General features: G+C 38.2%; 14 protein-coding genes and 1 pseudogene. 7 read left to right on the top strand and 8 right to left on the bottom strand.

Annotated elements, in window-relative coordinates:
* Nucleotides 1-25: 25 nt before the first annotated feature.
* Together STRINF_RS09215 and STRINF_RS09220 are read right to left on the bottom strand one after the other, a co-directional pair.
* Entirely contained in the window at nt 26-616 is a 591-nt protein-coding gene (locus STRINF_RS09215) for an ATP-dependent Clp protease proteolytic subunit (protein ID WP_006532857.1), read from the bottom strand.
* A 129-nt stretch (nt 617-745) separates the two neighbouring features.
* Complete coding sequence (locus STRINF_RS09220) at nt 746-1639, bottom strand: DMT family transporter (protein ID WP_006532858.1); 894 nt, start codon at nt 1637-1639, stop codon at nt 746-748.
* A gap of 113 nt (nt 1640-1752) precedes the next feature.
* On the opposite strand from STRINF_RS09220, the gene STRINF_RS09225 reads away from it, so the two are divergent.
* Entirely contained in the window at nt 1753-2622 is an 870-nt protein-coding gene (locus STRINF_RS09225; RefSeq protein ID WP_006532859.1) for a LysR family transcriptional regulator, read from the top strand.
* A gap of 70 nt (nt 2623-2692) precedes the next feature.
* Here the strand turns inward: STRINF_RS09225 and upp are convergent, their stop codons facing one another.
* The 4 genes from upp to STRINF_RS09245 form a co-directional block, all read right to left on the bottom strand.
* Nucleotides 2693-3322 (bottom strand): uracil phosphoribosyltransferase, encoded by a 630-nt coding sequence (gene upp / locus STRINF_RS09230; RefSeq protein ID WP_006532860.1) that lies wholly within the window; start codon nt 3320-3322, stop codon nt 2693-2695.
* 149 nt (nt 3323-3471) lie between these two features.
* Nucleotides 3472-4635 (bottom strand): MalY/PatB family protein, encoded by a 1164-nt coding sequence (locus tag STRINF_RS09235; RefSeq protein ID WP_006532861.1) that lies wholly within the window; start codon nt 4633-4635, stop codon nt 3472-3474.
* Nucleotide 4636: 1 nt separating this feature from the next.
* Complete coding sequence (locus STRINF_RS09240) at nt 4637-5731, bottom strand: cystathionine gamma-synthase (RefSeq protein WP_043878452.1); 1095 nt, start codon at nt 5729-5731, stop codon at nt 4637-4639.
* A 317-nt stretch (nt 5732-6048) separates the two neighbouring features.
* Complete coding sequence (locus STRINF_RS09245) at nt 6049-7683, bottom strand: putative polysaccharide biosynthesis protein (protein ID WP_006532865.1); 1635 nt, start codon at nt 7681-7683, stop codon at nt 6049-6051.
* Between the two features lie 96 nt (nt 7684-7779).
* Here STRINF_RS09245 and STRINF_RS09250 point away from each other — a divergent pair, with 96 nt between their 5' ends.
* The 5 genes from STRINF_RS09250 (at nt 7780) to STRINF_RS09270 (ending at nt 13202) form a co-directional block, all read left to right on the top strand.
* Nucleotides 7780-9231: a UDP-N-acetylmuramoyl-L-alanyl-D-glutamate--L-lysine ligase gene (locus STRINF_RS09250; RefSeq protein WP_006532866.1), complete on the top strand. Its 1452-nt coding sequence runs from the start codon at nt 7780-7782 to the stop codon at nt 9229-9231.
* A 177-nt stretch (nt 9232-9408) separates the two neighbouring features.
* Entirely contained in the window at nt 9409-10191 is a 783-nt protein-coding gene (locus STRINF_RS09255) for an ABC transporter ATP-binding protein (RefSeq protein WP_006532867.1), read from the top strand.
* Between the two features lie 19 nt (nt 10192-10210).
* Complete coding sequence (locus STRINF_RS09260; protein ID WP_006532868.1) at nt 10211-11143, top strand: ABC transporter substrate-binding protein; 933 nt, start codon at nt 10211-10213, stop codon at nt 11141-11143.
* 35 nt (nt 11144-11178) lie between these two features.
* Nucleotides 11179-12201, top strand: coding sequence for a FecCD family ABC transporter permease (locus STRINF_RS09265; protein ID WP_043878453.1), 1023 nt, complete (start codon nt 11179-11181; stop codon nt 12199-12201).
* A complete protein-coding gene (locus STRINF_RS09270; protein ID WP_006532870.1) occupies nt 12198-13202 on the top strand; it encodes a FecCD family ABC transporter permease in 1005 nt (334 codons plus the stop codon). Before STRINF_RS09265 ends, STRINF_RS09270 begins: the two co-directional genes overlap by 4 nt.
* 29 nt (nt 13203-13231) lie before the next feature.
* Here the strand turns inward: STRINF_RS09270 and STRINF_RS09275 are convergent, their stop codons facing one another.
* The gene (locus tag STRINF_RS09275) at nt 13232-13885 is read right to left on the bottom strand and encodes a DUF1803 domain-containing protein (RefSeq protein ID WP_006532871.1); all 654 of its coding nucleotides are present in this window, start codon (nt 13883-13885) and stop codon (nt 13232-13234) included.
* Nucleotides 13878-14393, bottom strand: a pseudogene (locus STRINF_RS09280) (YiiX/YebB-like N1pC/P60 family cysteine hydrolase). The gene STRINF_RS09275 and the pseudogene STRINF_RS09280 overlap by 8 nt, the downstream one beginning before the upstream one ends.
* 100 nt (nt 14394-14493) lie before the next feature.
* Between STRINF_RS09280 and yaaA the strand changes: the two are divergent.
* A complete protein-coding gene (gene yaaA / locus STRINF_RS09285) occupies nt 14494-15225 on the top strand; it encodes a peroxide stress protein YaaA (RefSeq protein WP_006532873.1) in 732 nt (243 codons plus the stop codon).
* Nucleotides 15226-15239: the final 14 nt, after the last annotated feature.

Consider the following 15239-nt stretch of genomic DNA (forward strand, 5'->3'; position numbering starts at 1 on the left):
AGCCTATACTTTGTCTATAAACAAATTAGTTCAATTCGTTGTTAACCATAATTTCATCGATGAAGCCATATTCAAGAGTTTCTTGAGCGCTCATCCAGTTATCACGTTCAGCATCAGCGTGAACTTTTTCCAAACTTTGACCTGAGTTGTCAGCCAAAATTTGTTCCAAGTTTTGACGTGTTTTCAAAAGGTGTTCAGCAGCAATAGCCATATCGCTTTGTTGAGTACCGCCACCAGTACCACCCATTGGTTGGTGAATCATATATTCAGCGTTTGGCAACATGAATCGTTTACCTTTTGTACCTGATGAAGCAATGATTGTTCCCATTGATGCTGCCATACCCATAACGATAGTTTGAACATCAGATTTAATGAAGTTCATTGTATCTACAATAGCAAGACCAGCTGAAACTGATCCACCAGGTGTATTAACATAAAGGTAAATATCTTTTGTATTATCTTGTGCATCAAGGAACAATAGTTGAGCAATGATAGAGTTTGCCATATTGTCATCAACTGGTCCAGTCAACATGATGATACGATCTTTCAAAAGACGTGAGTAAATATCATATGAGCGTTCACCGCGGCTTGTTTGTTCAATAACTACAGGAATCATATCGTTTCTCCTTTACTAGGCTAGAAAACATAGACATAACATCTCGATGCTACTTTTTCTTGCCCTTGTTTTAAATATTAACCTAAGACTATTATAGTCAAATGGTCAAAAAAGGTCAAATAAAAAATTTTAATATTCGACTTTTTCCTGAAGTAAAACAATAGAACGGCTTTTTTTCGGTTGATAAATGGTCAAAAGGACACCGACAAAAATCAAAACCGTTCCCAAAAAAGCTAAACCACTCAGCCATTCTCCAAAGAAAATAAAAGCAAAAATAGCTGTGAAAATAGGTTCCAGTGTAAACATGATACTAGTAAACTCAGCGCTGACATACGATTGAACGATTGTCTGCATCACCCAACCATACGCTGAACAAATAAGAGCCAAGCCTAATACTGAAAACCAAACAATATTGGAATGTGGCAAAACAGGTGCCTCAAAAGCAAATGTTCCTATTAAAGCATACAAACTAGAAAAACCTAATTGCCAAATTCCTAGGCTCATCGGATCTACCTTCTCGACAAAGTGTTTAGAAAGAATAATGTAAACAGCATATAAAGTCGCAGATACCAAGCACATCACAGCACCAAGATTGAATTGTGACAAGTCAGCACCTGTTAAAAGATAAAGCCCTGATAAAACAATCAAAATCGCTATTATCGTTTTTGCATCAGGCATTTTTCGAGTGACAATAGCACGTAAGGTAGGAACTATCACCACTGTCGTCGAAGCCAGAAAACCAGCCGTCGAAGCTGACGTATCAATGACCCCAACAATCAAAAAATAAAAAACAGCAAATAATAATATTCCTACAAAAGCACTATAAGCCATCAATTTCCAAGAAAATGTTTCTTTCAAATGGCGATAAAAAATTAATACTAAAGCCAAAAAAGCTAACCCACAACGCAGAGCTACTAATTCAATGGCTGGAATTTCAGAAGCCCCAAGCGCCATAAATAGATAAGACATCCCCCACGCAAGAGGAACGGTCACTGAAAAAAATTTAGCATGTTTTTGAACCATGAATTTTACCTCTCACTTCCTAATATCTTGTTTTATTATAAGGTGATATTGGATATAAGTAAAATTAAAGTATATAATAGAAATATAAGTTTTACTTATCGAAAGGTATCAATATGATTTCAAAATACGCTATTTTCTGCTCAGTTATTGAATTAGGGTCATTTACCAAAACCGCAGAGCAACTAAACTACTCACAAAGTGCTGTCAGCCAGACCATCAAAAATCTTGAAAAAGAAATTGGGACTTGCTTATTAACACGTGGTCATGAGGGGGTCAAATTAACCAAAGACGGCCAAGCTCTCTATCCCTACTTCCAGCAAATTGTTCAGGGGGAAAAGCAGCTAACCAAAAAAATCGAGGAATTACAAGGGCTCAATAAAGCTGAAATCCGTATTGGCATCTTCACCTCTGCTAGTCGAAATTTTATTTTACCCTTTATCAAAGACTTCAAAGCCAAACACCCTGCAGTCAATTTCGTTCTTAAGCAAGGGGATTATACCAGCATTCACCAGTGGCTAGATACTGGACAAGTTGATTTAGGATTCACGCATATTGATTATGTTGGACAACTTCAGTCGCATATCCTTTACCAGGATTACCTTTACGCCGTTTTACCTAGTAAGCACCCATTGGCAAAACAAAATGAAGTTTCTCTTGCTGACTTAGCTAAAACTGAACTAATTCTTCTTGATGAAGGGGAAAACAGTTTGACACGTGCGGCCTTTGAAAAAGCCAAAATAACCCCAACATTCGCTTACGAAATTTATGACGACTACACTATTTTGGAGATGATTCGACAAGATTTAGGAGCTAGTCTTCTTTACGAAAATTTTCTCGATGGCTTGACACTTGATGATTTAACCATTCGTCACATTAGCGAAAAGCCATTTCGGACTATTGTGCTTGCTTGGAAAAACTGGCAAACTCTTCCTTTGGCAGCTCAGGAATTCGCTAAAACCATTTCAAGTAAAATGAACGATTAATTTGACTAAAAAGAAAAGGCTTGTGTTCCTAAACTGGAACGCAAACCTTTCTTATTAAGCTTTTAGCTTATTATTTTGTACCGAACAAACGGTCACCAGCGTCACCAAGACCTGGTACGATGTAACCATTTTCGTTAAGTTTTTCATCAAGAGCAGCTGTGCAGATATCGATATCTGGGTGAGCTTCTTGAAGAGCTTTAACACCTTCTGGAGCAGCAACAAGACAAATAAATTTGATATTTGCAGCACCACGTTTTTTAAGTGAGTCAACAGCCAAAATTGCAGAACCACCAGTTGCAAGCATTGGGTCTACAACAAAGATTTGACGTTGATCGATATCTTCTGGTAATTTTACAAGATACTCAACTGGTTGCAAAGTTTCTTCGTCACGGTACATACCGATGTGACCAACTTTAGCCGCTGGAATAAGGCTCAAGAAACCATCAACCATACCGATACCAGCACGTAGGATAGGAACAATTGCCAATTTTTTACCAGTCAATTGTTTTTGAGTTGTTTTTGTGATAGGTGTTTCAATTTCAACATCTTCCAAAGGAAGGTCGCGAGAAACTTCATACCCCATAAGCATCGCGATTTCGTTAACCAATTCGCGGAAATCTTTAGTTGAAGTTGTTGTACGACGTAAAATTGACAATTTGTGTTGGATTAGCGGATGTGAGATAACTTGGAATTTTCCCATGATAGTACTCCTTTATACTGAATTTAGTTTAACCTTACCAATTATAGCAGAAAATAAGGAAATTTGCTAAAATTTTATGACGAATGTCACATTTTTTAGCAAAAATTGCCAAAAGCATTACAAAAAAGCAGGCATCAGCCCGCTTTTTCTTATTTTCCAAAGGCCTTAGCAATGCGCTCGCTAGCTTCCTTAATGGTTTCAAAAGGAGTTGCTACATTTAAGCGTGCAAAAGCCTTGCCTTCTTTACCAAAATGCGCCCCATCATTTAAAACCACTTTAGCTTCTTTTTGTAACTTTTCCCCAAGTTCAGGTTGCTCAATATCATAAGCGGAGAAATCTAACCAGACCAGGTATGTTCCTTCTGGCTTCATAACCTTGATTTTAGTGTGTTCTTCTAGGTAATCTGTCAGATAATCCACATTTTCTTCAATCACATTTTTGAGTTCTTTTAACCAAGGTTTACCGTATCTAAAAGCTGTTTCTGTGGTAATCATGCCAATGGTTGGAACTTCGTGCTGGTTATTGGCCAACTGCACACGTTGAAATTTTCGACGAAGGTCTGGATTTTGGATAATTGCAAAGCTGTTTTTAGTTCCAGCAATGTTAAAAGTTTTTGTAGCTGAGGCCAAAACAATAGCAAAATCTTTGAAAGAGTCATCAACAGTATTGAAGGAATGATGCTTGTGACCAAAGAGCGCTAAATCTTGGTGAATCTCATCCGAAATTAAAATCACACCGTGTTTGCGACAGAGGTCTCCAAGTTTTTGCAACTCATCACTTGACCAAACGCGTCCGCCAGGATTATGTGGACTACAAAAAACATAAAGTTTAACTTGATTGTCTACGATGTCTTTTTCCAGTTGATCAAAATCAATCTCAAAATGCCCATTTTTAATCTGCAAAGAATTTTCAACCAACTTACGGTCATTAAGACGGATAGTTCTAGCAAAAGGATAATAGACAGGTGAGTTAATCAATACTGCATCACCTTTTTCAGTAAATGCCTGAATGGCTACCGAAATGGCAGGTACTACACCATCAATAAAAGAAATCTCTTCCTTTTTAATCCCATAGCCGTGCTCTTCTTTTTCCCAATCAATGACAGCTTGGTAAAGCGAATCTTTAAAATAATTATAGCCAAAAATATGCTCTTGACCGTAATCAATGATAGCTTGTTTGATTTCTGGAACTGGCAAGAAATCCATATCTGCCACCCATAACTGAAGCAAATCGGGATTGTTTTCTGAGCTCTGCCATTTGTAAGTAAATTGTTTCAAACGATTTGGTCTGGTTGTAAAATCGTATTTTCCCATACTATCCCTCCAAGGTATTTTTTAAGTCGTCAATCAAATCCTCAACATCTTCGATACCAATTGACAAGCGCAGCAAATCATTCGTCAAGCCATAAGATAAGCGAACATCTTCTGGAATATCAGCATGGGTTTGTGTTCTTGGGTAGGTAATCAAACTTTCCACACCACCAAGACTTTCTGCAAAAGTGATGATTTGAAGGCTATTAATGATATAAGGAATTTTTTCTTCATCAACTACTTTAAAAGAAATCATACCACCTTTTCCAGTATAAAGCACCTCTTTAACAGCTGGTGAGTTTTTCAAATACTTCACAATAGCACGAGCATTCTCAGTAGCTTTTTCCATGCGAAGTTTGAGCGTCTTAAGTCCTCGCATCAGCATGTAAGAGTCAAAAGGAGATAGGGTTGGGCCTGTCGTATTAAGGTTATAAAAGAGCTTATCATAAATGACTTGGTCGCTGGTAATCACCACACCAGCCAATACGTCGTTATGCCCTGCTAAATATTTTGTCGCAGAATGCACCACGATATCCGCACCAAGCTCAATCGGATTTTGATAAATCGGACTATAAAAGGTGTTATCAACCACTAACTTAGCCCCATTTTTATGTGTAACTTCTGCTACTTTTGCAATGTCAAATTCAATCATCAAGGGATTAGTTGGTGTTTCAAGGTAGACAATGTCAGTCTCTTCAGTAATTGCAGCTAGAAGCTTCTCTTGTGTGTTGGCATAAGTAAAAACAAAGCGTCCTTCTTTTTCTTTGTCATTAAACCAACGAAAGGAACCGCCATACAAATCACGCGCAGCAACCACCTTTGCTCCAACAGGAAAAATTTCAAGCGCTAAAACAATAGCACTCATGCCTGATGAAGTCGCTAAGGCATAATCAGCTTTTTCAATTGCTGCAAGGGTCTTTTCAAGGGTTGCGCGTGTCGGATTTTTAGTTCTCGTGTAATCAAAGCCCGTTGATTTTCCAAACTCTGGATGCTGATAGGTTGTTGAAAAATGAATCGGTGCTGCAAGAGCTCCCGTTGCTTCATCCGACTTAATACCAGCATGGGCTAAAATCGTAGCCAATCGACAGTCACTTGTCATAATAGTCCCCCTTCTCATCTCAAAACATAACGTTCATTCAAAATTTATAAACTATATTCTAACATTTATTCTCAAAAATTAGTGTGCTTTTGCTATTCTAATTACTGATAGTTAGCTATAAGAAAAAACTATATCTTATTAAATTAAAAACAGCCCAATGGGCTTGATTCGCTTTTCTATTTTCAGGCTCATGAAAAAACAGCCCAATGGGCTTGATTCGCTTTTCTATTTTCAGGCTCATGAAAAAACAGCCCAATGGGCTTGATTCGCTTTTCTATTTTCAGGCTCATGAAAAAACAGCCCAATGGGCTGTTTTTTTATTCTAAATGGAATTTTTTACGTAGTGTTTTTGCTTTACTGCCAATTAATTTATCAAGAAGGTGTGTTGCTAAGGCTAGGAATCCATAGACAGCAACCCCAAGTGCTCCCATAAGAGCAAGGTAAATCACACTACCAAGACGAGTGGTTGGACTGATGATAAAGTGAAGTCCAAATGTTCCTAGTGCAACAACAATTCCCATGATAGCCGTCAAAATGCAAACTAATAGAATGCCTCGCCACAAGGCTTTACGATTAAACAGTGTTACAGCATGAATTTGATTGAACATTAAAATAATTGGAATCATCAATCCAATTGCTGTTGATAAGAGTGGACCATAGGCTTTAAATAAAAAGATAAATGGCACTTGTAAAACAATCTTAACTACCAAACCATAAGCAAAATAATTGATGGCTTTGCGATTTTCAAAAAGAGCTTGTAGCATTGGCGCAAGCAAACTATAAAGAGCTAAGAAAATAACTTGAATCAAAGCTACAACAAATAGCCATAGAGCATCGTTATTTGGTGCACCATAGAAAAGAGTGTAAAGTGGCTGTGCCAAAATAATAGCTCCCATCATTGCCGGCAAAAGCACCATGCACAACATCTGCAAACTATTAATCACCAAATGAGCAGCAGCTTTTTTATCTTTATTAACAAAATTCTCTGTCAAAAGCGGAATTCCTGCACCACCAATCGCAGTCGCAAGCGAGATTAAAATCATTGTTACCTTGTTTGGGTTACTTGATAAGTAAGCATACAAGATTTGCAATTCTTTCAAACTATGTGAAGTGAAAAGTTTCATTGAGTTAATGAAAGACCATTGGTCAACCAATTGGAATAATTGGATGGCTGCACCCGTAATGATAAATGGGATAGCTTCTTTTACGGTTTCAATGATAATGGCATTAGCATCAATGTCAATTTCCTCAGTTTCCTTCGCTAAAATAGCTTGAAGTTTTCCTTCCTTCCAAAGGAAGAAAATCAAAACCATGACGCTGGCAATCATTCCAATGAAAGCTGCAAATGTTGATTGAACAACCGCTGAAACGTAATCTCCAGAACCAATTTTCATAATCATGAAGGCTGTCAATAACATCCAAATCACTCGGATGACTTGTTCAGCGATTTGGCTCATGGCATACGGTTTTAAATTATTAAACCCTTGGAAGAAACCACGAAGCACACTCATTGTTGGAAAAAGTAAAACTGCCCAAGACAGACTCTTCATGACGCGAATCAAATCGTCGCCCCCACCACTCCAAGCAGCTTGAATTGGTGCTCCAAGATACATAATAGCCGCAAAAATAAAGCCGAGTACCAAGGTTAATTTTAAAATTTTACGTAAGAGATAATAGCTTGTCTCTTCCTGACCAAGCGTATTATACTTAGACACTTGCTTAGCTATTGCCACGGGAATCCCTGCTGTTGAAATAAGTAGGAATACCGCATAAATATTGTAGCCCATTCCAAAAAGTGCATTGGCTTGTTCAGCATGAGTCCCCATCCAAGCATACCAAGGAATAATGTAGAAGGCCCCCAAGAGACGACTGATGAAGTTTGAAGCTGTTAACCAAGCAGCTCCACGCACCATCTGCTGTTGCTGTGTCACGTTTGTTTTGTTTTCAGACATAGTATTCTTCCTAATTTTAAAAATAAGCGTTACATTTTATTATAAACTTTTGCTTGTGACTTGTAAAACATAGACATTAAGTTTAAAATAGAGTGTATGATTACACTTGAAAAAACCCTCGAAATTCTGAAAAAAGACCATAATTTCCGCGAAATCATCTTCCACAATCAATACAGCCTGACTTGGAAAGAAAATCCTAGTTTTTCAAAAATCAGTTTTGACAGTCGTGATGTCGACAGTTCAACACTTTTCTTTGCTAAAGGGGCAACTTTTAAAAAAGAATACCTTGAACAAGCTATCCAAAAAGGCTTACCTTTTTATGTCAGCCAAGTTGATTACGAACTTGATATTCCTGCGATTATCGTAACAGATATCAAAAAAGCCATGAGCCTGATTGCTATGGAATTCTACGGTCACCCCGAAGAAAAACTAAAAATCATTGCCTTTACTGGAACTAAAGGGAAAACAACTGCGGCTTACTTTGCTTACAACATTTTGAAACAAAGCCACAAACCAGCCATGTTTTCAACAATGAACACAACACTTGATGGTAAGACATTCTCCAAATCAAAATTAACCACACCTGAAAGTCTTGACCTCTTCAAGATGATGGCAACTGCTGTTGATAATGGCATGACTCACCTCATCATGGAAGTATCTAGCCAAGCTTATCTTGTTGATCGTGTTTACGGCTTAACTTTTGATGTAGGAGCATTTCTTAATATCAGCCCAGACCACATTGGACCGATTGAACACCCAACATTTGAAGATTACTTCTATCACAAACGTCTGTTGATGGCAAATAGCAAGGCTGTTGTTGTCAATGCTGGTATGGATCATTTTAAAGTCGTTGCTGAGCAAGTGGCTGACCTTCCACATGATTTTTACGGTAAGGATTCTGATAATACTATCGAAAATGGCAGAACTTTTGACTTTGACGTGACAGGAAAACTGGCTGGACACTATGACATCCAACTCATTGGTTCCTTTAACCAAGAAAATGCACTAGCTGCAGGTCTTGCTTGTCTTCGTTTAGGAACAAGCCCTGAAGACATCAAAAAAGGAATCGCTGAGACAAGCGTACCAGGTCGTATGGAAGTCATTACTCAGGCAAATGGCGCTAAAGTTTTCGTTGACTACGCTCACAACGGTGATAGCCTTGAAAAATTATTATCTGTTGTTGAAGAACATCAAACTGGAAACCTTCACCTCATTCTTGGTGCTACTGGTAATAAAGGTGAAAGTCGCCGCGCTGACTTTGCTCGTGTGATTAACGCTCACCCAAATCTTCAAGTCATCCTAACTGCTGACGACCCTAACTACGAAGACCCTAAAGCTATTGCAGAGGAAATTGCCAGCCAAGTCAATCGACCACTTGAAATCGAAGTCGACCGTGAAAAAGCTATCGCAAAAGCTATGTCACTCACTCAAACCGCTGACGATGCCGTTATCATTGCTGGTAAAGGAGCTGACGCTTACCAAATCGTTAACGGTGAACGCACAGCTTATGCTGGTGATATGAACATCGCTAAAAAATACCTTAACTAAAACGATTACAATTACTAATTAGAATAATCCTAATTAATTAAGGTTATATGTGATTTTTGTAAAAATATTTCGAAAAAGGCTTTTCAGAGGCCTTTTTTCTTGTTACAATGAAAAAACAATTCTCAATTTTTTTGAGACTTGTAACCATATTCATTTTTTACGAGAAAGGAGGCCACTATGTCAGAAATTCGTGCTAAACATATCACTATCGCTTATGATGATAAAACGGTTATTCAGAATTTATCAACCAAGATAGCTGACGGAAAAATCACTACAATCATCGGTGCTAATGGCTGTGGCAAATCCACTTTGCTAAAAGCCCTGACACGGATTCAAGCAGTTAAAGCTGGGCAAATTTTGATTGATGGTAAAGCTATTGCTGATTTACCGACCAAGGAAATTGCTAAAAAAATAGCTTTGCTCCCACAAGTACTTGAAGCTACTGAAGGCATTACCGTTTATGAGCTCGTGTCTTACGGTCGTTTTCCTCACCAAAGTTATTTTGGGCAATTAACCGATGAAGACAAGGCTAAGATCAAGTGGGCAATGGAAATGACAAAAATCACTAACCTTGCTAATGAAAAAATTGATGTCTTATCCGGTGGACAACGCCAACGCGTTTGGATTACCATGGCGCTAGCGCAAGACACCGATACGATTTTCCTTGATGAACCGACAACTTACCTAGATATGAATCATCAATTGGAAATTTTGGAATTGCTGAAAAAACTTAACCAAGAAGCCCATAAAACCATCATCATGGTTTTGCACGATTTGAATTTATTAGCGCGTTTTTCTGATAACTTAATTGCCATGAAAAACGGTGCTATTTGCTATCACGGTCAGGTTGAAGAGGTTATGACAACTGATATTTTAAGAGATATTTTTAGTATCGAGGCACAGATCGTTCAAGATCCGATTCATAACTGTCCTATTTTGCTGACTTATCAGCTCACATAAATTTCAGGAGACCTTAGACATGAAAAAGTTTTTTGTCACTTTAACAACATTTCTAGCAACGCTTATGTTGGTTGCTTGTCAAAACAACGCATCAACTTCAGATAACACTGAGCTATCAAGCATGCCTAAAATAACAGGATTTTCTTACCAAGGCGATATTCCTAAAAATCCTAAAAAAGTCGTTAACTTTGCCTACTCTTACACTGGCTACCTTCTTGAACTAGGCGTTAATGTGTCTAGTTATTCACTAGATTTAGAAAAAAATAGTCCTGCTTTTGGAAATGAATTAGCTGACGCGGTGAAATTAACCTCAGATGATACCGAAGCAATCGCTGCGCAAGAGCCAGACCTCATCATTGCTTTTTCAACTGATGAACACCTCAAAGAGTTAAAAGATATTGCTCCCGTCTTAGTTATTGAATATGGTAAGAGCGATTATCTTGAAATGATGACTAATCTTGGAAAAGTCTTTGACAAAGAAGATAAAGCTCAAAAATGGCTTGATAGTTGGAAAACAAAAACGGCTAAAGCTAAAGAAGAACTCGCACCATACCTTGATGCCTCAACAAGCTTCACTGTTATGGATTTTTATGACAAAGCTATCTACCTCTATGGTAATAACTGGGGGCGCGGAGGTGAATTAATTTACGATTCACTTGGCTTTTCTGCTCCAGAAACTGTTAAAAAAGATGTCTTCTCATCTGGCTGGTTTGGCATTTCACAAGAAGTACTTGCTGATTATGTCGGCGACTACCTTGTGCTCAATGTCAGCAAAGACACCAAAGACGCGGCTGCTTCCTTAAAAGAAAGTGATGTTTGGAAAAATATTCCAGCGGTTAAAAATCAAAAAGTACTTGAAGTTGACGAAAATCTCTTCTACTTCTCTGACCCAATGTCACTTGATAAACAATTAGAAACTTTCACAGCAGCCATTAAAAAAGCTAACAGCTGATGATTATGACTCCCTTCTCTGAAAAAGGAAATCTCATGAAAGAAACTAACTTTCTTATTCAGAAAAATAAGCCAAGTCGACCTTGGCTTGTTTTTTTCAGCATTGCAATACTTTTTATTCTGGGCTGTTATTTAAGCCTGCGTTTTGGGGCGGTTGCTTACACTAATCAGCAAGTCTTTAGTGTTTTAAGAGCACCGTTAACTGATTCAAACCTACAGGACGTGATTTTTGATTTGCGGTTGCCAAGAATCCTTGCTGCTATTTTAGTTGGAGCAGCTATGGCTCAAGCTGGCAGTATCATCCAAGGGGTGACAAGAAATCCCATTGCTGACCCTGGACTTCTTGGAATTAATGCAGGAGCAGGGCTAGCCTTGATTGCTGGTTATGCCATTTTTGGCAGCATGCACTACAGCATGACGCTCTTGCTTTGTCTGATTGGTGCTAGTCTTTCAGCTTGCTTGATTTTTGGGATTAGTTACCATCCTCAAAAAGGTTATCAGCAAACCCGACTCATTTTAGCGGGAGCTATGATTTCGACCCTCTTTTCATCTTTAGGTCAAGCTTTCAGCTTATATTTTGATTTGTCTAAAGCTGTAATTGGCTGGCAAGCTGGTGGACTCGCTCAGACCAATTGGAAAATGCTGGCTATCATTGCTCCTTTTATCCTAGTCGGTCTTGTCTTAGCGCAACTAATGGCTCATCAATTGACCATTCTCTATCTTGATGAAACCGTCGCTAAAGCTTTGGGGCAAAAAACGCTGGCTACTACTATTGGCCTGCTTAGTATTGTTCTTATTTTATCAGCTGCTGCTGTTGCTTTGGTGGGAAGTCTTGCATTTCTTGGTTTGATTATTCCTCATTTTATAAAACTCTTTGTCGCTAAAGATTATCGTATTATTCTTCCACTTACGGCATTTGCTGGCGCGACTTTCATGGTTTGGGTTGATTTGCTTAGTCGAATCATCAATCCTCCAGCCGAAACACCTCTTAGCGCCATTATCAGCATCGTTGGACTTCCTTGCTTTCTTTGGTTGGTCAGAAAGGGGAAAAATCTATGATGTCTAAAACAAAACGGACAAGTCAATTACTTCTCCTTCTTCTTAGTTCGCTAATTATTTTCCTGCTTTCTTTATCCATTGGCTACGCTAATACCTCCTTTATTAAAGTCCTTCAAGTCTTTTTGGGGCAAGCTGACACTACAATGTCTTTGATTGTTTTCAAAATCAGGCTTCCTCGTATCTTAGCTTGTATGCTTGGTGGGGCTTCTCTTGCCATGTCAGGAGTCTTGTTGCAAACCCTAACTAAAAATCCTCTGGCTGATTCTGGAATTTTGGGAATTAATGCGGGAGCTGGCTTAATTATTGCTGTCATGGTAGGGCTACTAGATATCACTAACCTTGCCATCCTGACGTTAATGCCTTTCTTTGTCATGCTTGGAAGTTTCTTAACAATTAGTATTGTCTACGCCGTTTCTCACCGTAAAAATCAACCGATTCAACCAACACGCTTAATCATCTCAGGTGTGGGAATATCAAGTTTACTTTCTGGTGTGATGGTTTCTGTTATTGCCAATCTTGATATCGGAAAAACCGATTATGTTGTCTCATGGTTAAGTGGCAAAGTAAGTGGCGGAAACTGGCAATTGCTGGCTATCATGGCACCTCTTCTAGGGATTATTTGGGGAATGACTATATGGCGCAGCTACTGCCTAAACATGATGATGTTTAGCCAAGAAACGAGCATCGCTCTCGGTCTTAACCTAAAGAAAGAACGACTTTGGGTTCTTACACTCTCTACATTTTTAGCCGCATTTAGCGTTTTGCTGGTGGGGAACATTACTTTTGTCGGCTTGCTTTCTGGTCACATCACGCGCCGCTTATTTGGAAATGACCACCGAATCATCCTACCTGCTAGCATGCTGATTGGTATGATTTTAATGCTAATTGCAGATACTATCGGCAGAAGCCTACTTGTCGGGACAGGTATTCCAACAGGACTGATTATTTCAGTTATCGGAGCCCCTTATTTCCTTTATCTCATGATAAAAACAGCAACATAAAAATCTGGGATACCCCAGATTTTTTTAATTTATTTACTTGTAAAAATTAGTGTCTCTTTATCAAATATCATGTTCAATTGGTATTTGCCTTGGTCATTTTTGCGAATGTAATTCAATTTTTCCAAAGCTTCCACAAAAATATCTGGTCGCTTTTGAGCGACTTCATCTTTTCTTGCAAATTTCAATAGAAAAGTTGTCATGTATTTCAAAGCGTATTGCGGATTAACATCTCCAAGCAAATCAAACAGAACTTCTTGTTCTTTTGACATTGGCAAATTCTCAGCTAGTTTGAAAAAGTAGTTAGCAAGTGTCAATTCATCACGAGCAATACTTGTCTTTTCAACGAGTACCAAATCATTAGTCTCATTTTCCAAACGTGTCTCAAAAGTGATTGCCATCAAGTTAGTGTAAACCAGACTCTCATCATCCACAAAAATCTGACTATCTAAGTCAATATTTTCTAGAGATTCAAGCAAGTCAAAACCAATCGTATAGCGCTTATTGTCACGGATAATGTACCCTGATTGGACATATTCTTCAATCAAACGGTCAATCTTTGAGACGTCTTGAAACTGTGCTTTGATTTGACGCAAAGTTACATCATCAGTTTGATAAAGAAAATTAACCAAATCCTTGAAAAAATCTTGTCGTGTTAATTTATCTGGATTAAAAATTTTAATCATGTAATTCTCCTAAATATTGTAAAAACGCTGAATTGGCTAGCTGGCTGGGATTGGTGCCTGGTTGGTTCAAAGGCACAGCAAGACCAAGTTTGTCATAGTAGTCCTGCCAAAACTCAGAAATTTCCTGCTCATCATCGCCAAATTTCATAGGAACAGTTTCAAAAATCGGTAAGATTTCTGTAATATACTCTGAACAATAATAACAATCATTATCAGGATAAAAACTATCATTATAAGGTTTTCCAAGAAGATTCTTTGCAGCTGCCAGAACTTGGTCTGGATCTATTTTTGGATAACGGTAAACCGAAACAAGCTGCTCATGTGTATCCAAAAATTCTCTCAAACTTTGTTTAACAACACCTTGATTTCTCATTGCATGATAAATCATCTGCTCAAAAAAGATACCAACGTGACTTTACTGTCCCGTCGAATCCTTTATGGCTTGTGACATTTCTGAGACATCATACATAAAAAGTAAGTCTCCAGCCTGCAATTCACGTAGTTTCATATGTTAATTGTAACAAAAAACATAAGCGACTGCTAGAAGAAGACAATCTTAAAATGCTAATCAATTGTAGCTAAGATTTATCGTATGCTATAATGCCAGTATGAAACTATTAATCCCTAACGCCAAAGAATTAAATACCAATCAAGATGCCTTTTCTTATCAGGAACTTTCTCAAAAGCCACAAACGATACTTGATATTTTGACGGATTTTTCTGTTAAAGATTTGACAAACTTTTATAAAATCAATTCTAGCAAAGCTGACCAAGAGTGGCTGCGCTGGCACCGCTTATCAGACAAAGAAGCAAAAAGCTACCCTGCTTGGCTCTTATATGATGGGCTGATGTATCGCTATATGAATCGTCAGCAAGTCAGCCAAGCTGAACAAGACTACCTCGATGAGCACCTTCGTATCGCAACAGCTTTTTACGGTCTAATCAAACCGACAGAGCTGATTGCGCCGCACCGCCTTGATTTTCAAGGAAACTTAAAAATCGGAAAAACTTCTTTGAAGCAATTCTGGCGAAAAGACTATGATAAAGTCGTTCAAAATGATGATCTTATCATTTCACTACTTTCCTCAGAATTCGAGCAAGTCTTTTCACCAGATGTCCGTAAACGCATGATTAAAATCATCTTTATGGAAAATCGAGCTGGTAAACTTAAAATCCATTCAACTATTTCTAAAAAAGGACGTGGTCGCCTAGTCTCACTCATGGCTGAAAAACAAATTGAAACACTTGAGGACATAAAGACATTAGCTTTCGACGGATTCTCATTTTCATTAGAGCATTCAGATGATAAGATAATCACCTTTATCCGAGATGGAGAATAAAAAAGCAAACAAGA

It is taken from the genome of Streptococcus infantarius subsp. infantarius ATCC BAA-102, from assembly GCF_000154985.1.
Classification (GTDB): Bacteria; Bacillota; Bacilli; order Lactobacillales; family Streptococcaceae; genus Streptococcus; species Streptococcus infantarius.